Below are 20576 nucleotides of genomic sequence, written 5' to 3' on the forward strand. Positions count from 1 at the left end.
TACACCAGAGGAACCCACATTGAAAGAGATATCAGAGAGCGATAAGTTAAAGAACACCCATACAATCGGCCGCCTCGTTGAGATAGCACAGCAGTGGTATGACCAGATATCTGATGGCGAGATCCCCTCGATCCGGCTGCCGACCCGGACAAAGCAGAATATCGCCTATGACGAGGCAACTGACGTCTGGAAGTACGGGGAGAAGGAGAGCACAAGGGCTGCTTCAACTGCCCGGGGTGCGACACACCTCTTAAAGATGGCTTATGTGATCGGGTTTCTCAAAGGGCAGCTCACAGAGAACCGGTCATCGACACTGAGGGAGATGTACTATATCTCTGAGGGCTGGAAGAAGGCGAAGTTCACCGCACAGGACGAGAGCAACTATCTTGTAGAGGATCTGGAGATCGTCACCGCACTCGAACGCGAGGCATTCCATCTCCGGCCCGAAGAAGATGGGGCGACGATATTCGGGCCGGTCAGGATTCGGGAGACAACCCGTCGCGGTGCACGCGAGATTCATTGCCGGGACGATGTCGGCGAGGCGGGCTATGCGATCCCAAACAATGTCGGGAGTGTCGAATTTATCGATCATGACGCGAAGTTTGTCATCGCTATGGAGACGGGCGGTATGTATGCCCGTCTCCAGGAGAATGGCTTTGATGAGGAGTACAACTGTGTCCTCGTCCATCTCAAGGGGCAGCCGGCCCGGTCGACCCGGCGGATGCTGAAGAAGCTGAATGAGGAGCTGAAACTCCCTGTACTTATCTTCACTGACGGCGACCCCTGGAGTTACCGGATCTATGCCTCGGTCGCCTACGGCTCCATCAAGAGCGCCCACATGTCCGAGCTGCTTGCAACCCCGGCGGCCCAGTTTGTGGGCGTACAGCCCTCGGATATCCGGGACTATGATCTGCCTGCGGATACACTGAGCGAACAGGACATCGCCGCCCTCAAGGCAGAGCTCTCGGATCCCCGGTTTGCGACTGATTACTGGAGGGAACAGATTAATCTCCAGCTGTCAATGGGACTGAAGTCGGAACAGCAGGCGTTTGCTGCCCGGGGGCTGGACTTTGTGACAGGGGAGTATCTGCCGAAGAGGTTGAAGGAAATGGGGGTTGTTTGAGGGTTATTGTCAAAGAAATGGAGGTTCTATAGAATGAATATGAATATTCCTGAAAAATACCTCAATGGCGAGTATCTAAAAAATAATCCAAATTGGTTTATCGAAGATTCTCAATGGAAAGCTAACCAGATACTAAAAATTATCCAGAGAAATAAGCTTTCACCAGAATCGATTTGTGAAGTTGGGTGTGGAGCAGGTGAGATTTTAAGTCAACTTCAGAACCTACTAGATGAGAATTGTTATTTTTTTGGTTATGAAATATCACCTCAGGCATATACAATCTGTAAAAATAAGGAGAATGATCGATTGAAATTCTATCTGATGGATTTCCTTTGTGAAAGGAGAAGTTTTTATGATATTACTTTATCAATAGATGTAATTGAACATCTTGAAGATTATTTTACGTATTTACGAAATATAAAAGAAAAGAGTAAATATAAAATATTTCATATACCTCTTGAGTTTTTTGCGCTATCGGCAATACATAACAATTTTATAATTAATCAAAGGTGTAGAACAGGTCATCTTCATTTCTTTACAAAGGATATTATTATTCAGACTTTGATAGAGCTTAATTATGATATAATCGATTGTTTCTATACACCAGGATATTCTCTTGGACACAATTATGGGTTAAAGGACAAAATCATTAACATACCAAGAAAATATCTTTATTATTCGAATCGGGATTTAACTGTACGATTACTTGGAGGGTACTCCCTTATGATTTTGGCAAAATAACGGTGAACATCCATGTCAAAATATACACTAGGGCTTTTTGCTAATATGTATCCAAGTGATGAAAAAGATAGTAAAGGTATTTTTATAAAACGTATGGTTGATGATCTTGAAGAAAGTAATGTTAGAGTTATCAAAGCTGTAAAAACAATTGCCTCACCTTTAGCCTATTCAACTTTTTATTATAAAAGTTTCATTATTGCATTAAACAATCAGATCGAGATCTTCCAAGCAGAATATATACCTCATAGCAGTCTTATTCCTTCCCTCTTAAAATTTAATAGGCCTCTGATTTTAAGATTTCATGGTGATGACGCTAGAATCTTCCCTTTTAAGAGTCCTTTACACAAGGCTGTGATTCAATGGATGATCCAGCGCTCGAATTATATTATAACCGTGAGTGAGGAGATGCGACATATTTTAATTGGAATGGGTGCTGATCCGGATCGATCTGCTGCGATTGCAGTAGGGGTAAACACAGGTCAGTTTATTCCAATGACAAAGAATACCTGCCATCAAGAATTCAATTTCAATATCGATCGCATGATCTTCCTCTTTATCGGTAGATATCACCCTTGGAAAGGAATACATGAACTCATCGAAGCAGCAAAGGCGCTACCTGAGGATGTTTTCATATTTGCAGGTGCCGGCATACTACCTGTTCATCCTGAGAATTGTATAGACATTGGAGAAGTTGAACCAGAGAAGATACCAATACTGATAAACGCAGCAAATTGCCTGGTACTTCCAAGTTATACCGAAGGGCTTCCAACTGTCCTCATGGAGGCACTCTCTTGTGCAGTACCAGTAATTGCAACCAACGTGGGCGGATGTCCGGAGGTAGTAAAAAATAACATTACCGGCCTCTTGATACCACCAAAAAATATTCCCGCATTATGCAATGCACTCATATGGATGAAAGAGCATCCTGACGAGCGTAATAAGATGGGAGAGAGGGGGAGAGAAGATATGATAAATAGATATGATCGGAAATACCTTATCAGTAAAATGGTTCATATCCACAGAAAAATACTGGAAGAGAGACCATAAGAGATTCTACAGAACTCATCTGGAAAACAGCAAATCAAAACTTGGAGGAGTGATACTCATTACCCATTATATCTGCCACCGCAATCACCGGCACACCATCCAGCTCATCATACACTATCGGATAAAGCCTGAGTGTGAAGGCTCCATCAAGCAGTTTTTCTGATGAGAGATCTAGATCCTCAAGCAGAAGTATCGGGTTCTCCCCACAGAGAAACGCCCGGTGAGCGGCGCGGCTCTCCTCACCGTGTCGAGGAGTGCCGATTGAGATAGTATCCATTCCGAAGACGCGCAGCTGCGGGCAGACTTCCCTGAGATATGCGGGGAGCGCAGGGTGTGCCCAGGGGTGGACTGAGGCATAGAGATCCCTGAACTCCCGGTGTTTGTAGGCACTGGATCACAATAGAATCCCTTATAATCATCTATTTCCGCATTCTCTTTTCGATATGGCCTCATAGCCGAAAGAACTTTATACTATAATGTGCCCATAATTATGTGGGCACACCATGGAGCCTATTCGAAGGATCAAAAAGTCTGACGGAAGAGAATACTGGTACGAAGAAACACCATACTACGACCCGGTATCAAAACAAACTCGATATAAGGACTCCAAATATCTTGGTCGGAATATCGATGGAAAACCCGTTCGTATGCGGGATGCACCACAAGAAGTCAGAGAAAAGATCAGGAAAAATACCAAAACACTAGCGATCCGCTCTGCCTATGACCATGGATCAGTTATGCTTCTCACGCAGATCATGCATGACCTGAAACTGGATCAATACCTGCATGAGATCCTCAATGACTCCGATACCGCAATGGTCACTGCACTTGCACTCAACCGGATTATCAGGCCACTCGCGATGAAAGATGTCGGGGCATGGTACGCCGGAACCACTCTCGCTCTTGATTCGCCACATATTTCTCTTACCGGACAGAGAATCAGTGAACTGCTTGCTCGAATCGGGTCAAGTACTGTTCCGCAGCAACTGATGGCAAGACTTCTGGAAGAGAACGGGACGAAACGGACACTGATTTATGATATCACCAGTCTCTCCAGTCATTCTACCCTGATGAACCTCCTTGAATACGGATACAACAGGGACGGTGTTTCACTTCCCCAGATTAACCTCTCACTCATCATGGACAAGGAACTCGGCATCCCGGTGATGTACGATCTCTATCCAGGGAGTATCACTGATGTCACAACGCTCACCGGCACACTGAAGAAACTTGCTGCATATGGCGTGAAAGACTATACCGCCATTATGGATCGTGGGTTTTTCAGCCAGCATAATCTTCTGGAGATGCTTGACCAGCAGCTCTCTTTCATTATCTCTGCCACGTTCCAGCTGAAGGATGTAAAACTCCTCCTCACCGAGGCTCAGCGGAATATCACCAATGTCGAATACATGCAGAAGTTCAAGGACAGGACGATCTACGCAAAACCAGTGATGCTGCCTCTTGAGTCCTATCATCTGAAGGGGTATCTCTTCTATGATCCAAAACGGGAACTTGAGCAGAAAGAATCACTCACCAGCCGTCTTGTTGATATCAGGGATGGACTGGCCGGAGTTAGGCTGAGGAAGGATAAACCTGCATTTATCAGGTTTTTTGAGATTGCAGGCAAATTCAAGAACTTTTTCGATTGGAAACAGGTGGATGATCGGATTGAAGCAACAATTCGGCAGAATGCTGTTACACAACGGATGAACAGAATGGGGAAGTTCATGGTGTTTTATTCAGGAGGTGTTGACTGGTTGACTGCTCTGTCGCGGTACCGGGAACGCGATGAGATCGAGAAGGAGATTGAGATGATGAAGTCGGATCTGGATATTCTACCACTGAATACGCATAAGGACATTACCACAAGCGGTTTCATCTTTATTGTGTTTGTAGCTTTGATCATCCGCGCCCGATTGCTGCGAATGATGACTGAAGCAGGGTTGCTGAAACACTATTCTGTCAAGAGCCTCTTGCTTGAACTCGATAAGCTCAAAAAGATCACTCTTGCGGATGGGCAGGTGATGACGACAGAGATGACGAAGAATCAACGTCTCATTCTTGAACCACTTGGGATCATGTGACTACGTTTTCCGGGAGTTCAGGGAGATCGGGTGCTTCGGCGCGGAGACGGAACATTCCGGTGCGTATCAAGAGTCCAGCAGCATTTTGGATTCCATCAATCTGGGATAGCGGCTGTTTGAGATCTTCTGAAGTGATAGGCTGATCACCTTCAATCGGGAGATCGATACAGAAGACAGGGGCAAAAATTGTCTCTGGTAAGAGAATATCAGTAACCGCTGCCCCATTCTGGCAGAAGTGGCGAGGGAGATCGAGGTGGGTACCGCTGTGGCTGCTGAATGTAATCATGCTCGTGTTTGAGGAATCGCCTGTGGCGATTGATTTGCTCTGACTAATCCCGACTTGCGGGGTGCCGGAGTAGAGAGGCGCAGAGGATAGGAAATGAGGAGGAGCATTGATATATTTGTTTGCTAAGTAAAAACTCAATATATAAGCATTTATGGTTATTGCACTAATATACGGTAGATAGCAATGAGGTCTCAAAAATCAAACAATACTATTTTTCTTGCTCTTCAGAATGATATCAATCCTTCCAACCTGCAAAGAAAACTTGAAACTTTGGACATACGCCAGTGGATCTATCTTGGAGAGGATAGCACTTGGCTGGCAGAGATAGAAGGTCTTCTTTCGGAACAGATTAAACGAATTCCAATTGCAGATCAGCTAGATACTGTAGCAAATAATCTACGCCATCAATTTATCGATTGGATAGGCGATCTATCCCTTTTAAACGACTCACGAGAGTGGTGGGCTTCAGAAATGCCCGCAAAAAATCCATATTTCATGCTTTATGAGAGAATTTGCCTTCTTGCTGTAGGAAGAGAACTGATTTCAAATGGTGTTGATAAACCAACATTGATTGTTACTTCAACACACGGTCTTTTTGAGGAGATTTCATCATTTGCTACGAAAAATGAAATAAAAACTAAGATATTCCCAAAATCTCAAATAAATACTTTTCTAAAGATATCACAAGACGTAATTCAAAGGCAACTTATTTACATTCTGCGAAGACTTCCACCAATACAGAAAGGTGATCGTATATCAAATAATTATAAAAAGTTACTTGAAATTCATCCCGAATTTCGAAGGAAAGTAATTAAAAAAAATACTGACACTAATATCAAACCCTTTTCTGGAGAGCGATCAATACTGCTTTTTACATTTGTTGATCATCGTAATTTTCTACCAGATGGCTCGTACAGAGACCCCTATTTGGGTCCTCTCCCACAGATGCTCAAGGCAAAGGCTTACGAGGTTGCCTATGTCCCACGGGTGCTTTATACTGCATCATATGAGGAGACTATTAAAAAGCTCAATCAAACCGGCGAGAGATTTTTCTTTCCAGATTGGTTTATCAATAAGAAAACGTGGTTTGAATGTCAGAAAGCTGCTTCACATTATACACCAATAATACCTGAGACAAGCACTGTAGGAGATATTCCCACCTATAGATTAACAATGGAACATATTACACAAACACGCCAATCTCTCTCAGATACACTCCTTTATGAACCGCTCATCGCTGGTTTGGCAGCAGCCGGGATCAAACCCTCACAGATAATTCATACAGTTGAAGGCCATAGCTGGGAACATGCACTTGCCTGGTCCGTTAAACGCCATATGCCCAACACAATAATTGTCGGGTATGATAATGTGACCTTTTCCCGAATGGTTCTCTCAATGTTTCCTTCACAAAAAGAATATGGTATCCGTCCACTTCCAGATCGTCTTGTGACAAATGGACCTCTTTATAGAGACATATTGATAAACGAAGGAAGGCCAGAAGACCAGGTTATATCCGGGTGTGCACTTCGACATACATATCTTTGGAAAGAACAGCTGGAGGGGAATAATATCCACAATATACAAGAGGATAAAATCATTAATATTCTGGTTGCTACTGCAATTGGTTTTGGAGATTCAGTTGAGCTCATTGCTAAAGCAGCTGAAGCATTTGGAGGCAATTGCGATTATAAAATCATAATAAAATGCCACCCCCTTGTCAATATTGATGCTGTTAAAAAATACCTTGGTTCACTCTTATCTTATGACAATATCACATTCGCTAATGAACCTATAGATCTTCTTCTACAATCAGCCGATATACTGTTATACACCTACACAACCGTTTGCTATGAAGCTCTACAGATGGGCGTCGCTCCGATCTTTGTCAGATCAGAAACATTTGTTAACCTTGACAAGTTGGATATTGCACCAGGTGTCAGATGGGTTGCAGCGACGCCTGAAGACCTTCGGATTTTAGCATCGAAATTATCTTTCATGTCGATTGAGGAGCGAGATGCATGGAAACAACAAGCATCTTTTATTGTTAAGAGAGCTTTGGCTCCAACTTTTTCAGACTGTACGAATATATTTATAGATAAAAATTATAAGAATAAGCAATATATTATTTAAATTACCTTAGATATCGCATAAAAAACCAGTATTCAAAAGGTATTTTGAATATAAAATGCTTTATACGAAATTTCGACAATTGGTGCATAAAATAGCTTGCCAGACCTTTAATAGAACTTTTTTTATCGGATGTACGCAGGAAGGCAAAATACGAATAAAAAGGAAGTAAATGGGCAATAATTTGGAATTTTTCCGGAGTCCATGGCATATGAGTATAGCAGGACTCGTTTTGAAGGAATATAACCCAGTCTTCAAGCTCTTTCGGAATATCAAGATCATACCTTTTAATAATTCGGTCATAAATCGGCGAGCCCGGATAGAGCCTGAATATGAACGGACCTGCAATATCTACTTCAGGATTGATCTTGAGTAGTGCAAAACAAAAACGATAGGTATTCTGTATCTGATCCAATGTTTCGTTCTCAAGACCTACCATAAAGCTATAACGGGGCATTATCCTTGTGCCGGTTATCGTACGCAATGAGTGCAGAATCTGTTCCGGAGTAATACCCTTTTTGAGAGCATCTAACATTTCCTGATTTGCACTCTCTCCCCCCATAACGAGCGAACCATGACCAATTGCGGCAAGTCTTTCAATGAAATTCCTATCAATGTATTTTTCTTTGAAATGATCGACTCTGCACCACATTCTCCAATTAAAATGCAAACCCTCTTTTTCCACAAGATCAACGAATTCAAATGCTCGCTTTTTATTGATAAAAAAATCCTCATCAAGAAAGAAAAATGTGTTTACATTATACTGGGACATAAGATGCTTAATTTCAGATACAATTGATTCCGCCGATCGAATTCGGTATTTTCTCTTAGTAATCACATTAAAGCAGAATTGGCACTTATATGGACATCCAAGAGCTGTTAAGATTGGAAGAACACGAACCTTATCATGATATGATTGGAACTCTCTCTGGTATACTGATGATGACGATGAATTAAGATAATTATCAAGTTCTATTAATGAAAAGTCAAAGTATGGGAGTTCTTCCAAGATATCTAGACATGCTGATTCAGAAAAAATAATGTTTCCAGATTGATCTTTATAACCAATTCCATGTATTGAATGAAGAGGCCTATTAGTCACAAAGGCTTGCGCTAGCGCAAGTGAGGCAGATGTACCTTCATTAATAACAACAATGTCAATATTGTCATTCCGAAGTGTCTGTTCCGGGAAAAGAGTCGGATGAGGTCCACCCCAAACAACCTTAATAAGTGGACAAAAATCCTTAATAAGTTTAGAAGCCTCAAGTGCGAATGGTATCTGTGTTGTCATAACAGTCATACCAACGTAGAGCACGTCCTCCGATAGCAACTCTCTTAATTGCTCAAGATAATCCTGATGGTAAGCACCATCAATAATTTTCACATCAAATTCATGTTCATTTAAATAGGTCCCTAACAACAAAGAGGCAGTGCATGGATAGATACTCCCTTTATTTGAATATGAAGAGTCAATTGCTGGCAGAAAATTTAGAAAAATTATTTTATTTTTTTTTTTGGTCTCCATCGACAAACCTCACTTAATATATAAATTATAAATGGAATCTGAGCGCATAAGAATTCTAACCTCTTCTAGATCATCAGGTGTATCAACACTAATTTTTGCGTCATCAACATGAACACCCCGGATTTTAACACCATGTTCTAAGACACGGAGATATTCATTATATTCGATCTGCTCAAGTGGAGTCGGACTCCAGGACGCATATTGAATTAAAAAATCCTTTCGGAAAGGAACAATAAAGCTCATTTTAAGCATTTTTTCTACAGCTGTTCTTGCATCACTCGGAAGATCAGTACGAGAACAATACATGATATCATTATTCAGATCTAAAACGGCCTTAATATCGGATGGGCTATTCTTTTTAGAATATTGTGTAACCCCAACAGCAATCTGAACAGACGTATCCAAAAGAAGGGGTTCAACTATTGCATCAATATGATCCGGGTTAACCAGAGGTTCATCTCCCTGAATATTTACAACGATCTCACAATCAATCTCCTTGCAGGCTTCAGCAAGCCGATCTGAACCGGTTTTATGATCTCGGCTTGTCATAATAACTTTACCCCCATGTTGCTCTACAACACTCCTTATTCGACCACTATCAGTTGCAACAAAAACATCATCAAGTGTCTGAGCCAGTAGTGCTCGCTTATAGGTATGAACAATCATAGGAAGACCACAGATATCCACGAGTGCCTTCTCAGGGAGACGACTGGACTCCAACCTTGCCGGGATTAAGCCCACAACCCTCATATGCGCCCCTCCTTCTGGACGATCTGTTTAAAAATACGATGTGTATCGGCAAATGCATTGTAAATTAAGGTTAGATCGGGGAGCAGCGTGATAATTTGCATACCCATATCACACATCCAACGCATATCTTCACCTTGTTTGGCAACATAGCCACCAGGTGCTATTCCTGCATCCCTAATTTTTTTGATACAAACAGTAAGGTGTCTTCTTACCTCAGGGTGGTCGATCTCCCCAGGGCAACCAACAGCCTGAGAAAGATCATACGCTCCAATATATATGAAATCTATTTTCTCAGATATGTCTTGAATTGATAAGATATCATCGAGATTGTTGATTCCTTGTATTCCTTCAAGTAATAAGCCAAGGACTGTCCGGGCATTCTGAACCTGAGCATGTTGCTTAATATCATCTGGAGAGAAACCTCCTGCCCGTGTATACGGTGAAAAACCACGGTTCCCGAGGGGATGATATTTCGCATATTTTATTGCTCGTTCTGCATCCTCGCGTGATTCTATATGAGGGACGAGCAGGCCTGTTGCACCAATATCCAGTGCATGGAGAATATGAGATTCGTCATTTTTAGCAACTCGAACAAGCGCCGCACACCCATAAATATCTGCTGATCGAATCATATCAACAAGATGCTCAGTTGAGTGGGGTCCATGTTCCATATCAACAATGACAAAATCCATTCCGGTTTTTGCAATTATCTCGATTATATCAGAGGAAGGTAATATGCACCAGGGACCCGCTACCACAGCTCCTGTTTTCAGGCGTTTTTTTAAGGCATCTGAATAAGTCATACACACCATAATTCCATATTACTCCTTTATGTGTATTGCGGAGACACTATTGATTACGTAGGGCGTAATCTCTAAGAGTTCCTTTTCGGATGTCAAACCGGTGAGTACTCCAATCGAAGCCTGACATTTTGCTTGAATACCCATCGCAACATCTGTCAAAGCATCACCAACCATAATAGTCCGGGTACTAATACAGCCGGTTTCATTCAGGATCTTTTCAATCGTCTCCGGATTGGGTTTTGGCATCTTTACAAGGTCTGCACCGATGATGCAGTCAATAAAAGGTGAGCATCCCAGATAATCCATAGCAAGCCGGGCACGTTCGGTTCGATCGGTTGTTGCAATAGCAATCTTGCACCCTTTTTCATGAAGATGATGCAGTAACCCTAACACTCCATCAATAGGTTTAATAAGCTCATAAAGGATGGCTGAAGAGATCTGGTCAATGGAATCAAAGGCATCAGAACAGAGATTATATGTATTAGGATGACCGATTGACTCTAAATACTCAACAGCTGCCATTAATACAACTTCTCGTGGTTTTAAACCAACAGGACCCTGAGATCGCAGCCTTTTTGCTGTTTTATCAAAACCCATAGCATACATAACCGCAGTTTTCTCAACATTAGTTAACCCGAGTTGTTCTGCAATATAGTTCGCTCTCAGAGAGACCATTTGACCCCAATAATGATGCAGTTCAATAATGGTTCCATCTTTATCAAAAATAGCTAATTGGATATCATGGACATCCTTATTATTAATGAGTAAATGTACCACATCCATACCCCATCTGTTGTCTCGTAGTTACTTCGGAATGCTATCGGCAACAAGCTTACGCGCAATTGAAATAGCTTGTTTTATAGTACCCTTATCGTGTTCAAAATTATCAGAATTGATAAACGACTTGACAATTTTTCTAGCAAACGTTCCAATAGAAACACCATGAACAAAAACACCACACGCTGTTGCAAGTTCCTGGGTCTTTGCGTTTGTTCCACCAGATGCAAGTATTTTTACAGGGATGTTACTTTTTTGCACGATATCGGCAATTGCAACGGCCTGAAGAGTTGTATTATAATCATCACTCCCACCACTCATCGGAGCTCCATCTGCCTGCACAATCATTCGTTCACCGCTGATATCATAGAGTTTACGAATTCTATTGATAAGATGAGTATCTGAGAGGAGCGAACGATCAAGACAAACGCTGATGTAGTTGTTCGGAATAAGCTTATCAATTATTTTCCAATCTTCAAGCACTGAAAGATCATCATCAGTTACCGCATGGAGTTCTAACATCTCCGCTCCTTCTTTGATACATTCAGGGAGGACCGTGGATAACTCAACACGCTTATGATAGAATTCAATAGCTTCAGAAGGGCAATTGTCAGCACAGATACCACACCCAATGCAACGGGGCGTTATTATGGAATATGCGCTATCGATTGCACCCTGTTCGCAGTGTTCTCTACATTGATCGCACTGAATGCATCTGTCTTCAAGTATCCGGGCTTTCCGGGCATGGGGATCCCCTTTCAACCCGACACTTACATTAATAAATGGTCTAGCTTCGATGTTAATCTCAAGATCTGGTGCGATCCGGAATGCCGCCTCAATTCCCTCAATTGCGCTTCTGACAATAGCGGGATTTGCGGATACATCGATAGCTGAGGCACCTGCCAGGGTATAAATGAATGATAATTGTCTCACTTCTACTGGATCTTCGTTTCCTGCTCCACAAACAATCTTAATAAAATGCCTTTTCTCCATCCATGATTGTGCAAGGTGATATCGGTTCAATGTGACTACCTCAGTAAGTTTTGTATGTTTTCATCAAATATTTTATCAAACGATCCTCTCGCTACACACTCTTGAAATACGATTTCATTTGATCAGGCGATATACTGGTTCTATTGTGATGGGATACGTGGTCGGGGTAATTGAGACGAGAGGAGATGACGATGTTTCTTTCCAGAAGACATTCATCTCCTGGTGCCTTGGGTTTCTATCGTCCTCATAACCGTCAAAACCTGCAAGATATATCTTTTCGGGCTTTGATAAAAGTGCCAGCCCTACAGCGAACATGCCTACCACATAAGCGGGAAGGATCATACTCATCTGATCGAGCTGAACATTTCCCTTACTGATATGACAGGGAATGGTACACACATTGGCATGGTTTCTATATTTCTCTGGAATTGCAGTTAACCCTGAGACAATGGGAGTTCTGGAGAGATCAGGAGACTCCAAAGCTTTCCTAAGGCGAACCCAGTTAAGAATTGCTTTGATATATGTCGGAGAAACAGCCTCAAATAGGGTATTTTTAGGGTTGCATTCGATAACGATGGGAGATCTCTGTTTAATAAAAGCCACTATCTCATCACAATAGGAGTCAATATTCGGACCGGTTGCTATCACAAGGAATGTATCTCCTTTAAGTGGTTCATAAAGGGGTAGATTTATGAGTCTTTCATCCACCTGTACCGGGCGAGCAACAACTGAATCAATAGCTTTGAAAAGGGCTCTTTCGTCAAATTTCTCGCGTTTGGATGGATCAATACAGTGCAATATTCCATTTACCTGGCCGATTGTGTATTGGTTCGTTGCCCGGAGATGCTGACAATAGGTTGGGTGGATGTTCTGCATTGCACTGAGCATATATGTATAATCCCATCCCCACTGGCATTTTTTATGAAGTGGGATCATTACAGAATCAAGCACTTCTAAAAGTTCGGAGGGATTAACAGAATGTTTGTGCAATTTGAAATATAGATATAATAGGATCTGCTCGGTCCGTAGATTGCCTGCACCCCTTCCCATTCCCATAAGAGTTGCATCCACAAAATCAATGCCCGCATCAATTGCTGCGATTGTATTCGCAAATGCAAGTCCATTATTATCATGCGTATGAATACCAATTTTTCCTGAATAATAATGGCGAATGAGATCAATACATTGACAGACGTCATTTGGTTTTAAATCCCCAAAAGAATCGGAAAAATATAAAACATCTGTTTTTGATATGGAAGCTAATGAAAAGGCTTTATTTAAATCATCTTCGGTAAGCAAAGATGTCCCCATAAGATTGATGGTAACTTTATAGCCAAGGTCACGAAGAACATCAGTAAGTTCAACTGTGCCTTGTAGAGTAGGATAGTATGATGCAATCCTGACCCAATCAAAAAAGGATTCTTCACATTGCGGAATGCATTCATCTACTACAGAACGGTCTACTTTATCATTAATAAGGAACTCTTTTGCATCCAACATAAAAGCATATTCGGCAGCGGGGTACTCTTCTAAAAATTGGATCTGGCTTTCAGTACAGTACCGAAACAAACCCTCAAAGGATTTGCTTGTATGGCTCTTCGGCGATTTATAACCGAGTTCAATAATATCTAAGCCCGCATTATTTAAAGCGTGGATCATTGCACTTGCTTCTTTCTTGTCAAATTGCCAGTTATTACAGTACCCCCCGTCTCGAAGTGTGCAATCCAGTATTTTTACTTTTGGATCCCGAATATCTGCCATATTTATCAATATACCCAATTATTTGAATTATATGTGTGTTGTGCAGAGGATAATAATTGTTACAACGAGACATTAATATAAAAACATATATTAAAATTCCTTTTTTTATACTAAAGCCACAAACCACTTATCATCATCCCACTAACACTCTTTTAATGTCTTCCTCCTCCCCACAACCCGATATTGTCATCTTCTGCGGAGGTCGGGGCACCCGACTCTCAGAAAAAACACGCGAGATGCCAAAGCCCTTAATTGAACTTGGAGAGTATCCGATACTCTGGCATATAATGAAGCTATACTCCCACTACAATCTGAACAGGTTCATTCTGACACTCGGATATAAAGGAGAGATGATCACCGATTATTTTCTGTACAGGCACCCGCTCACGCAATCCTTTTCTATGAATCTTTCAAAGCCCAAGCATCCCACCCCTGATGAAGACTGGGAAATTGCATTTGTACAGACAGGGATAGAATCAAAGACTGCCCGTCGCCTAATCCTCTGTAGAGATCAGATACAATCGGATTTTTTCATGGTGACCTATGGAGATGGGGTCGCGGATATTGATATCCCAGCGCTCATGAAACGGCACAAGGAACTTAAGAAGAAATATGGTGTGGTTGCAACCATCACCGTCACCCGACCATATTCAAAATATGGAATAACCACATTAAATGGCGATATTGTCCAGAGCTTCAGTGAAAAGCCGCAGATGAATGACTATATTAATGTCGGTTTCATGGTCCTTGAGAAGCAGATATTTGATTATATAAGGCAGGATGAAGATCTGATGTTTGAAGATACGCTCCAGGAGGTTGCCGAGGATCGAAAGCTTGGCTATTATATCCATGAGGGGTTCTGGCATGCGATGGATAATTACAAAGATTACGAAGATCTAAATAAAATGTGGAGAGAGAACCCCAAATGGAAGATCTGGAACGAATAGACTGGTGGCATGGGAAGCGAGTACTAGTAACTGGCTCAACCGGTGTCATCGGTATAAACCTCATTAACCGTCTTGAAGACCATGGGGCCGATGTCGTAGCACTCGTACGGGACTGGGTGCCGCGCACGCGTACCATCGGAACATGGCTTGACGGAGATTCAGGAGTTACACTGGTACGTGGCGAGCTGGAAGATCGTGACCTCATTATGCGGACGCTGGCCGAATATGAAACAGAGTATGTTTTTCATCTGGGTGCACAGACGATCGTCGGTGTCGGCAACCGTTCACCGATAACAACCTTCAAGGCTAATATAGAGGGGACATGGAATCTCCTCGAATCTATTCGGGTGCTGAATGATTATTCTCCAGACATCAAGGCAGTCTGTGTTGCATCATCTGACAAAGCATATGGGAGCAGCCCCACTCTTCCGTACCATGAAAAAATGCCACTCCATGGAGAACACCCATATGATGTTTCAAAAAGTTGTGCGGATCTGATCGCGCAGAGCTATGGCAGAACCTATAAGCTCCCGATCTCCATTGCACGAATGGGGAATATCTATGGGCCAGGAGATCTGAATTTCAATCGGATCGTTCCTGGTTCGATCAAGAGCATAATTGAGGGCAATAATCCTGAAATCCGGAGCGATGGAACACCGATTCGGGAATATTTCTATGTTGAAGATGCAGTTGATGCCTACCTTACGATGGCTGAGCAGACAGTTAATTTAAATCTTGCAGGAGATGCGTTCAACTTCAGCAGTGGTGAAAAAATGACGGCACGTGAAGTGGTGGAGATGATCATTTCTGTGATGGAGTCAGATGCCAGGCCTTTGATCCAGAATACCAGCAGGCATGAGATACAGGATCAGTATCTCTCAATCGAGAAGGCAAAGAAGATGCTCAACTGGCATCCGCGTCACAGCTTCATTGAGGGGCTCACTCCGACGATTGCATGGTACAGGAAGGTGCTGGCATGATCGAGGGTGTCCAGATCATCCCACTGCGGACAATTCTTGATGAGCGGGGAATGGTACGGCATATGATACGATCTACTGACCCCCATTTTTCGGAGTTTGGCGAGATTTACTTCTCGGTTATCTTTCCTGGTGCCATTAAGGCATGGCATGTGCACCGGAAGATGGAGCTAAATTACGCAGTCATCTCCGGCAATATCAAGCTCGTTCTCTATGATGCAAGGGACAATTCTCAGACACGTGGCGTTTTGGAGGAAATCTTTATGGGTGAAGATAATTATGTGCTTGTCAAGGTTCCGCCACATGTTGTGAATGGCTTTACCGGGGTTGGGGGCGAAAAGGCGATCGTTGCAAACTGTGCCTCTATCCCCCACGATCCTGATGAGATCGAGCGGTTTGATCCCTTTGATCCAACCATTGGTTATGAGTGGGGCATCCGGCATGGGTGAGGAGAAGACGATTCTGATCACCGGGGCAAACGGACTGGTTGGGCATCGGGCATGTGGATACCTGCGTAAAACAACGCCAGGGAAGATTATTGGCACAAGTCGGGGGGAGGGAGTAAATGTTGATCTGGTTTCAAACCTGACTGACCCCGCGGATGTTGATAGGATCCGTACAACTACACATCCGGATATAATCATCCACACAGCCGCAATATCACGAACAGATGTATGTGAGCAAAAGCAGGAACTCTGCTTCGAAACAAATGTTACAGCAACAGCAAATCTCTGCGAGGCATTTCCAGAGGCAAAATTCATCTTTTTCTCGACATATGCTGTTTACAATACCCCTGTTGGTCGCTGTGATGAAGAGTGCATAACTTGTGCATCAAATTATTATATAAAGACGAAGCTTGAGGCAGAAGAGCATGTTACAAAATTGGCTGACCATGTGATTTTAAGGCCATCTGTTATCTTTGGCTACGTAAATCATCATCAGAATAGTAAAAACTATTTCATGCAGCTCCTTGCAAACATCAGAATGAAAAAAGTAATGCAGTCTCCAAAGGATCAGCTTTTCAACCCGATTCATGTAGACATAGTTGTGGAAATTCTGAAACGGATTATTGAGAGTGACGTATGCGGCACCTTCAATATAGGATCAAATGAAGATATCAGCAAATTTGAATTTAACCGCCATATTATGGAGAAATTTGGTTTTAATTCAGAATATCTTGAAGGAATCGATTCCAAACTTCTTACCGTAAAGAGACCCACAATCGGTACAATCTCATCAGCTAAGGTTCAGAGAGAGCTTCACTATGAGATTCCCCCCCTTGAAAAGATGATAGACGCACTCTATACAACATCAAACAAAGATGTCAACAGATATCTTGCGGAATCATAATGAGCAACAATAGTCCACGCGTATCAATCTGTATTCCCACCTATAATCGGGCCGATATGGTTGTGTGTGCCATCAGAAGTGCGCTCGCACAGACTTACTTGGATATCGAGGTTGTGGTGGTTGACAATGCCTCAACAGATAACATCGAGGAAGTTGTCGCTTCGTTTGAAGATTCCCGGTTACGGTTCGTGAAGAATAAAGAAAATCTCGGACTCTTTGGAAACTTCAATCGCTGCATAGAGGTTGCGCAGGGGGAGTTCCTGCATATTCTTCACTCTGACGATTATATCGATCCTAACTTTACTGAAACATGTGTTGCTTTTTTTGATGAGCATCCGAATGTTGTTCTGACGTTTTCGTCTTCGATAACCCACATTCAAGATCGGGCAATAGAAGGACACTATGCTGAAAAAGACCTGATATTTCCCGCTCCAGAGGGGTTCCAAAGGCTTCTGCATGAGCGGTGCTTCATCACCTGCCCATCAGTGATGACCAGAAAGGAATTATATCAACAAATTGGTAAATATTCACTTGAATTCCCATATTCATCAGACTATTACCAATGGTTAAGGATCTCCAGAGTCCTTGATATTGCATATATTAAAGACACAAGGGTTCATTATCGGCAGGGAGAGCACTCAGAATCACATCGGCTTCTCTTCACAAATCCTTCCGGATATCTTGACACTCTTAAAATCTTTGTTCAGATCATCCGGGATCTCGGAGATGATTATCCTGTATACACGAGCGATCTGAACTGCGCTCTGCGCCGATATATTGGAGATTGTTTCTACGCTGGCTTCACCCGTGGGGATGGGATGAAAGGGATCCACCCTTTGTTGTTTACTGGATTGGCATTGACAGCGTGGGGGTTGATCAGACCTAAGTCTTTAAGTGAGATTTTGGGGAAAGTTGGTTTTCTTGCCATTATTAATTGTTCTCTGGTTTGTTTTTCTATTTCATTTTTAAGGAGAATTATTAAGAAATTGTTCAATGAGAGAAAATTATCATATTGATGAACGAAATCTTGGTTCGCCAAATGATCCCTCATCACTTATCAATAACTCCTTTCACAAAAGCTGTCCATTGTTCCAGCCAATTGGAATCGTTTCGACAGGCCATCTGATGGAATGATTCTCTGGCAGCAAGAACCTCACTATTGTTCCACCACTGATCTGGATTATCCCATATAGCATTGACATGATATGCGGCACTTTTCGGATCGGTAAATACAATTTTTGCCTTTTTTAGTATACCCAATAAGCAGTCAAACTCAGGTCGCGTTTCCCATAAGTGTTCAGGATACATTAAAATCGTCGGGAGCCCCGAACTCATAGCTTCGGAAAAGGTTGTTTGCGGATAAGTACAGACAATAACCTTTGCCGAAGAGTAAAATTCATACAAGGTTCCATCTGAGTTGACTTTGTCAAAACCAAGATTGTCAATAAACCTTTGTTTTGTATTCCAACCCTGGTCTGGATATGGCCTGATCCTGAACATTTTTTGCACTTGATTGTTCAAAAAATGATGGAGTTCGCATACCATATTATAATGGACAAGTATTTGACCGGCAATTGGTGTAGCCTCCCTTCTACAAGGATAACGAGATAATTCAACACCAACAACCCCACAATACTTTCTTTTTGATTTTATTTTAATATCAACTATTTTATTTGGAGGTATTTGTACATGCTTATGGTGATAGGGTGTTGACCATGTAGTTCTAATATCTCCTATATCTTCTTCAAATTCCATGGTATTAAATAGAGGAGGAATTGCTCCCCCATGTTCCATTGTGATTACTTTGACTCCCCAATTATGTACCTGTTCAGCAGCAAATATCTTGAATAACTCATTACCCCAATGTCCATTTGCAGTGAAAATTGCTTTTGGTCGATATATCATCTTATTTGCTTTATTTCGATTACTTTGAAAAGCTTCAAGGAAAATAAGAGGGATATCCTTGTAGATACGATTCAATAAATACTCTTCAAATGAGTTCTCCGCGGTTCTATTTAGAGTAATCTTTTTACGAGAATTAAAATCAGGAGATACTGCACTAGCTTTCGGTAAAGAAAATTCATTTAATAATAAACAAGGCAATTGTCGAAGCGAAAAATGAAGATGTATTAAGGAGGTAATGGGAAAGTAACTAGTATAAAAAAAAGCGGGATTTTGCTTAGAGAGATGGTTTAAAATACAATCTAATTTCGATATTATAAAACCTATTATTTTTTTCCTTATCTCCTGTCCTCCTTTTTTTGGACAAGCCAAAGAACCAGCATTTTTTAATAGATTCAACCGGTCTACTTTCGTAAATTCACATTTATCATGATATGAAGTATTAATTATATCAATAAAAAGGCAATAATTCCAGAAATCATCTTTGAATTCATTCATATATTCATTATAAGCAAATGATGGATGACAATCATTTAGAGAGGATATGTCAAGTTCCACTGTTTGAAATGAACCATACTCTTCAAAAGCTACCCGTAGACATTCCCATCGGTCGAATATTACAGCAATATATGTTAACAACCATGGATCGATAATGATTTGCCAATAACGAACAGGCCTATCAAGATTATGGTAATTGTTTAAAGCAAGTGACAAGTCTTCCAATAGGGAACCATGAAGATTATGTAGATAATGATAATCACGTTTCAGCTTTTCGCGATCATCCCAATGATACGGTACAATTTCAAAATCACGATTAGACCATGTATCTTTTCGATCATAGAGTTGGCACCACTCACCAAGGAAGAGGAGTGATTCATCGGCACCCCAGGTTTCCTCAAGAGCCGTAGTTGCAAGGATCATTTTCTGGCTTTGGTCGATTAAAATCACATCCGATTTTTAATTATCAATGAAATCACCCAACCATCCCCCAATCTATGACCTCTTCCTACTTTACATCTCTATTAACCTTGCTCGCCAATAAAACTTCATCCCAAACTATGCTCTCACTTGGAGCCCATCAAAACAACACCCTTTCTGATTTGATAGGATGAAATTCTGGGTCATTTTTTCCCTCAGATCTCCCTATCGAGCACTGAATATGCCGTCCGGCAGCTCAACATCCCTGCCATTGTCTTGAACACTGATACATTTCGAGGTAACGTAACAAATCTTCTGTAAAAACCTATATTCCCGCCCACTCATAACGAGGCTGGCGGCTTCACCCCCAGAGCATGATACAGATCCTCTTGTTTTTCAGTCATCTCACCCACCCGCAGTGCTCTCCCCGGCTCCTCGAAACACTCGATAACATCCAGCTTGTCC

At 41.9% G+C, this 20576-nt stretch carries 19 protein-coding genes; 10 read left to right on the top strand and 9 right to left on the bottom strand.

What is annotated here, in order from left to right; genetic code table 11:
- The first annotated feature begins 28 nt into the window (after positions 1-28).
- Genes FTO68_RS05580 through FTO68_RS05590 form a run of 3 tightly spaced genes read left to right on the top strand, consistent with a single transcriptional unit; the run spans position 29 to position 2911 of the window.
- On the top strand, positions 29-1123 hold the full coding sequence (locus FTO68_RS05580; RefSeq protein WP_438362304.1) for a DNA topoisomerase IV subunit A: 1095 nt from the start codon (positions 29-31) through the stop codon (positions 1121-1123).
- Between the two features lie 39 nt (positions 1124-1162).
- Complete coding sequence (locus FTO68_RS05585; RefSeq protein WP_255332393.1) at positions 1163-1864, top strand: class I SAM-dependent methyltransferase; 702 nt, start codon at positions 1163-1165, stop codon at positions 1862-1864.
- 12 nt (positions 1865-1876) lie between these two features.
- Positions 1877-2911 (top strand): glycosyltransferase family 4 protein, encoded by a 1035-nt coding sequence (locus FTO68_RS05590; RefSeq protein ID WP_255332394.1) that lies wholly within the window; start codon positions 1877-1879, stop codon positions 2909-2911.
- Between the two features lie 34 nt (positions 2912-2945).
- Here the strand turns inward: FTO68_RS05590 and FTO68_RS05595 are convergent, their stop codons facing one another.
- Positions 2946-3188: a hypothetical protein gene (locus FTO68_RS05595; protein ID WP_255332395.1), complete on the bottom strand. Its 243-nt coding sequence runs from the start codon at positions 3186-3188 to the stop codon at positions 2946-2948.
- Positions 3189-3414: 226 nt separating this feature from the next.
- Between FTO68_RS05595 and FTO68_RS05600 the strand changes: the two genes are divergently transcribed.
- Positions 3415-4995, top strand: a complete 1581-nt coding sequence (locus FTO68_RS05600) for an IS1634 family transposase (protein ID WP_255332396.1) — start codon at positions 3415-3417, stop codon at positions 4993-4995.
- Here the strand turns inward: FTO68_RS05600 and FTO68_RS05605 are convergent.
- On the bottom strand, positions 4988-5476 hold the full coding sequence (locus FTO68_RS05605) for a cyclase family protein (protein ID WP_368659881.1): 489 nt from the start codon (positions 5474-5476) through the stop codon (positions 4988-4990). The genes FTO68_RS05600 and FTO68_RS05605 overlap by 8 nt on opposite strands.
- On the opposite strand from FTO68_RS05605, the gene FTO68_RS05610 reads away from it, so the two are divergent.
- Entirely contained in the window at positions 5465-7411 is a 1947-nt protein-coding gene (locus tag FTO68_RS05610; protein ID WP_255332398.1) for a hypothetical protein, read from the top strand. The two genes, FTO68_RS05605 and FTO68_RS05610, sit on opposite strands and share 12 nt — an antisense overlap.
- Before the next feature lies 1 nt (position 7412).
- Here the strand turns inward: FTO68_RS05610 and FTO68_RS05615 are convergent, their stop codons facing one another.
- The 6 genes from FTO68_RS05615 to FTO68_RS05640 all read right to left on the bottom strand — a co-directional run bounded on the left by FTO68_RS05615 (position 7413) and on the right by FTO68_RS05640 (position 14017).
- Positions 7413-8933: a B12-binding domain-containing radical SAM protein gene (locus FTO68_RS05615; protein WP_255332399.1), complete on the bottom strand. Its 1521-nt coding sequence runs from the start codon at positions 8931-8933 to the stop codon at positions 7413-7415.
- A 9-nt stretch (positions 8934-8942) separates the two neighbouring features.
- Positions 8943-9683, bottom strand: a complete 741-nt coding sequence (gene kdsB, locus FTO68_RS05620; protein WP_255332400.1) for a 3-deoxy-manno-octulosonate cytidylyltransferase — start codon at positions 9681-9683, stop codon at positions 8943-8945.
- Positions 9680-10486 carry an HpcH/HpaI aldolase family protein gene (locus tag FTO68_RS05625; protein ID WP_255332401.1) on the bottom strand — a complete coding sequence of 269 codons (807 nt, stop codon included), beginning with the start codon at positions 10484-10486 and terminating at the stop codon, positions 9680-9682. Before FTO68_RS05625 ends, kdsB begins: the two co-directional genes overlap by 4 nt.
- Before the next feature lie 18 nt (positions 10487-10504).
- A complete protein-coding gene (locus FTO68_RS05630) occupies positions 10505-11269 on the bottom strand; it encodes an HAD family hydrolase (protein ID WP_255332402.1) in 765 nt (254 codons plus the stop codon).
- 21 nt (positions 11270-11290) lie between these two features.
- A complete protein-coding gene (locus FTO68_RS05635) occupies positions 11291-12256 on the bottom strand; it encodes a Light dependent period protein LdpA domain-containing protein (RefSeq protein WP_255332403.1) in 966 nt (321 codons plus the stop codon).
- Positions 12257-12370: 114 nt separating this feature from the next.
- A complete protein-coding gene (locus FTO68_RS05640; protein WP_255332404.1) occupies positions 12371-14017 on the bottom strand; it encodes an aldolase catalytic domain-containing protein in 1647 nt (548 codons plus the stop codon).
- Between the two features lie 155 nt (positions 14018-14172).
- Here FTO68_RS05640 and FTO68_RS05645 point away from each other — a divergent pair, with 155 nt between their 5' ends.
- From FTO68_RS05645 to FTO68_RS05665, 5 genes are read left to right on the top strand one after another with little or no spacing between them, the layout of a single operon-like run.
- Positions 14173-14964, top strand: a complete 792-nt coding sequence (locus FTO68_RS05645; RefSeq protein ID WP_255332405.1) for a sugar phosphate nucleotidyltransferase — start codon at positions 14173-14175, stop codon at positions 14962-14964.
- Entirely contained in the window at positions 14943-15944 is a 1002-nt protein-coding gene (locus FTO68_RS05650) for a GDP-mannose 4,6-dehydratase (protein ID WP_255332406.1), read from the top strand. The genes FTO68_RS05645 and FTO68_RS05650 overlap by 22 nt, the downstream gene beginning before the upstream one ends.
- Positions 15920-16390: a dTDP-4-dehydrorhamnose 3,5-epimerase family protein gene (locus FTO68_RS05655; RefSeq protein WP_255332407.1), complete on the top strand. Its 471-nt coding sequence runs from the start codon at positions 15920-15922 to the stop codon at positions 16388-16390. The genes FTO68_RS05650 and FTO68_RS05655 overlap by 25 nt, the downstream gene beginning before the upstream one ends.
- Positions 16383-17291, top strand: a complete 909-nt coding sequence (locus FTO68_RS05660; RefSeq protein ID WP_255332408.1) for an SDR family oxidoreductase — start codon at positions 16383-16385, stop codon at positions 17289-17291. Before FTO68_RS05655 ends, FTO68_RS05660 begins: the two co-directional genes overlap by 8 nt.
- Positions 17291-18307 carry a glycosyltransferase family 2 protein gene (locus tag FTO68_RS05665; protein ID WP_255332409.1) on the top strand — a complete coding sequence of 339 codons (1017 nt, stop codon included), beginning with the start codon at positions 17291-17293 and terminating at the stop codon, positions 18305-18307. Before FTO68_RS05660 ends, FTO68_RS05665 begins: the two co-directional genes overlap by 1 nt.
- Before the next feature lie 34 nt (positions 18308-18341).
- On the opposite strand, the gene FTO68_RS05670 is transcribed toward FTO68_RS05665, so the two are convergent.
- The gene (locus FTO68_RS05670; RefSeq protein WP_255332410.1) at positions 18342-20114 is read right to left on the bottom strand and encodes an LIC12162 family transferase; all 1773 of its coding nucleotides are present in this window, start codon (positions 20112-20114) and stop codon (positions 18342-18344) included.
- Positions 20115-20576: the final 462 nt, after the last annotated feature.

It is taken from the genome of Methanocalculus taiwanensis (assembly GCF_024372745.1).
GTDB classification, from domain to species: domain Archaea; phylum Halobacteriota; class Methanomicrobia; order Methanomicrobiales; family Methanocorpusculaceae; genus Methanocalculus; species Methanocalculus taiwanensis.

Bases quoted from the DNA above. Each gene is read 5' to 3' on its own strand.
- FTO68_RS05640 (WP_255332404.1), bottom strand. From the start codon at position 14,017: ATGGCAGATATTCGGGATCCAAAAGTAAAAATACTGGATTGCACACTT.
- FTO68_RS05645 (WP_255332405.1), top strand. From the start codon at position 14,173: ATGTCTTCCTCCTCCCCACAACCCGATATTGTCATCTTCTGCGGAGGT.
- FTO68_RS05630 (WP_255332402.1), bottom strand. From the start codon at position 11,269: ATGGATGTGGTACATTTACTCATTAATAATAAGGATGTCCATGATATC.
- FTO68_RS05595 (WP_255332395.1), bottom strand. From the start codon at position 3,188: ATGGATACTATCTCAATCGGCACTCCTCGACACGGTGAGGAGAGCCGC.
- FTO68_RS05670 (WP_255332410.1), bottom strand. From the start codon at position 20,114: ATGATCCTTGCAACTACGGCTCTTGAGGAAACCTGGGGTGCCGATGAA.
- FTO68_RS05660 (WP_255332408.1), top strand. From the start codon at position 16,383: ATGGGTGAGGAGAAGACGATTCTGATCACCGGGGCAAACGGACTGGTT.
- FTO68_RS05585 (WP_255332393.1), top strand. From the start codon at position 1,163: ATGAATATTCCTGAAAAATACCTCAATGGCGAGTATCTAAAAAATAAT.
- FTO68_RS05590 (WP_255332394.1), top strand. From the start codon at position 1,877: ATGTCAAAATATACACTAGGGCTTTTTGCTAATATGTATCCAAGTGAT.
- kdsB (WP_255332400.1), bottom strand. From the start codon at position 9,683: ATGAGGGTTGTGGGCTTAATCCCGGCAAGGTTGGAGTCCAGTCGTCTC.
- FTO68_RS05610 (WP_255332398.1), top strand. From the start codon at position 5,465: ATGAGGTCTCAAAAATCAAACAATACTATTTTTCTTGCTCTTCAGAAT.
- FTO68_RS05615 (WP_255332399.1), bottom strand. From the start codon at position 8,933: ATGGAGACCAAAAAAAAAAATAAAATAATTTTTCTAAATTTTCTGCCA.
- FTO68_RS05655 (WP_255332407.1), top strand. From the start codon at position 15,920: ATGGTACAGGAAGGTGCTGGCATGATCGAGGGTGTCCAGATCATCCCA.
- FTO68_RS05625 (WP_255332401.1), bottom strand. From the start codon at position 10,486: ATGACTTATTCAGATGCCTTAAAAAAACGCCTGAAAACAGGAGCTGTG.
- FTO68_RS05665 (WP_255332409.1), top strand. From the start codon at position 17,291: ATGAGCAACAATAGTCCACGCGTATCAATCTGTATTCCCACCTATAAT.
- FTO68_RS05650 (WP_255332406.1), top strand. From the start codon at position 14,943: ATGGAAGATCTGGAACGAATAGACTGGTGGCATGGGAAGCGAGTACTA.
- FTO68_RS05635 (WP_255332403.1), bottom strand. From the start codon at position 12,256: ATGGAGAAAAGGCATTTTATTAAGATTGTTTGTGGAGCAGGAAACGAA.
- FTO68_RS05600 (WP_255332396.1), top strand. From the start codon at position 3,415: ATGGAGCCTATTCGAAGGATCAAAAAGTCTGACGGAAGAGAATACTGG.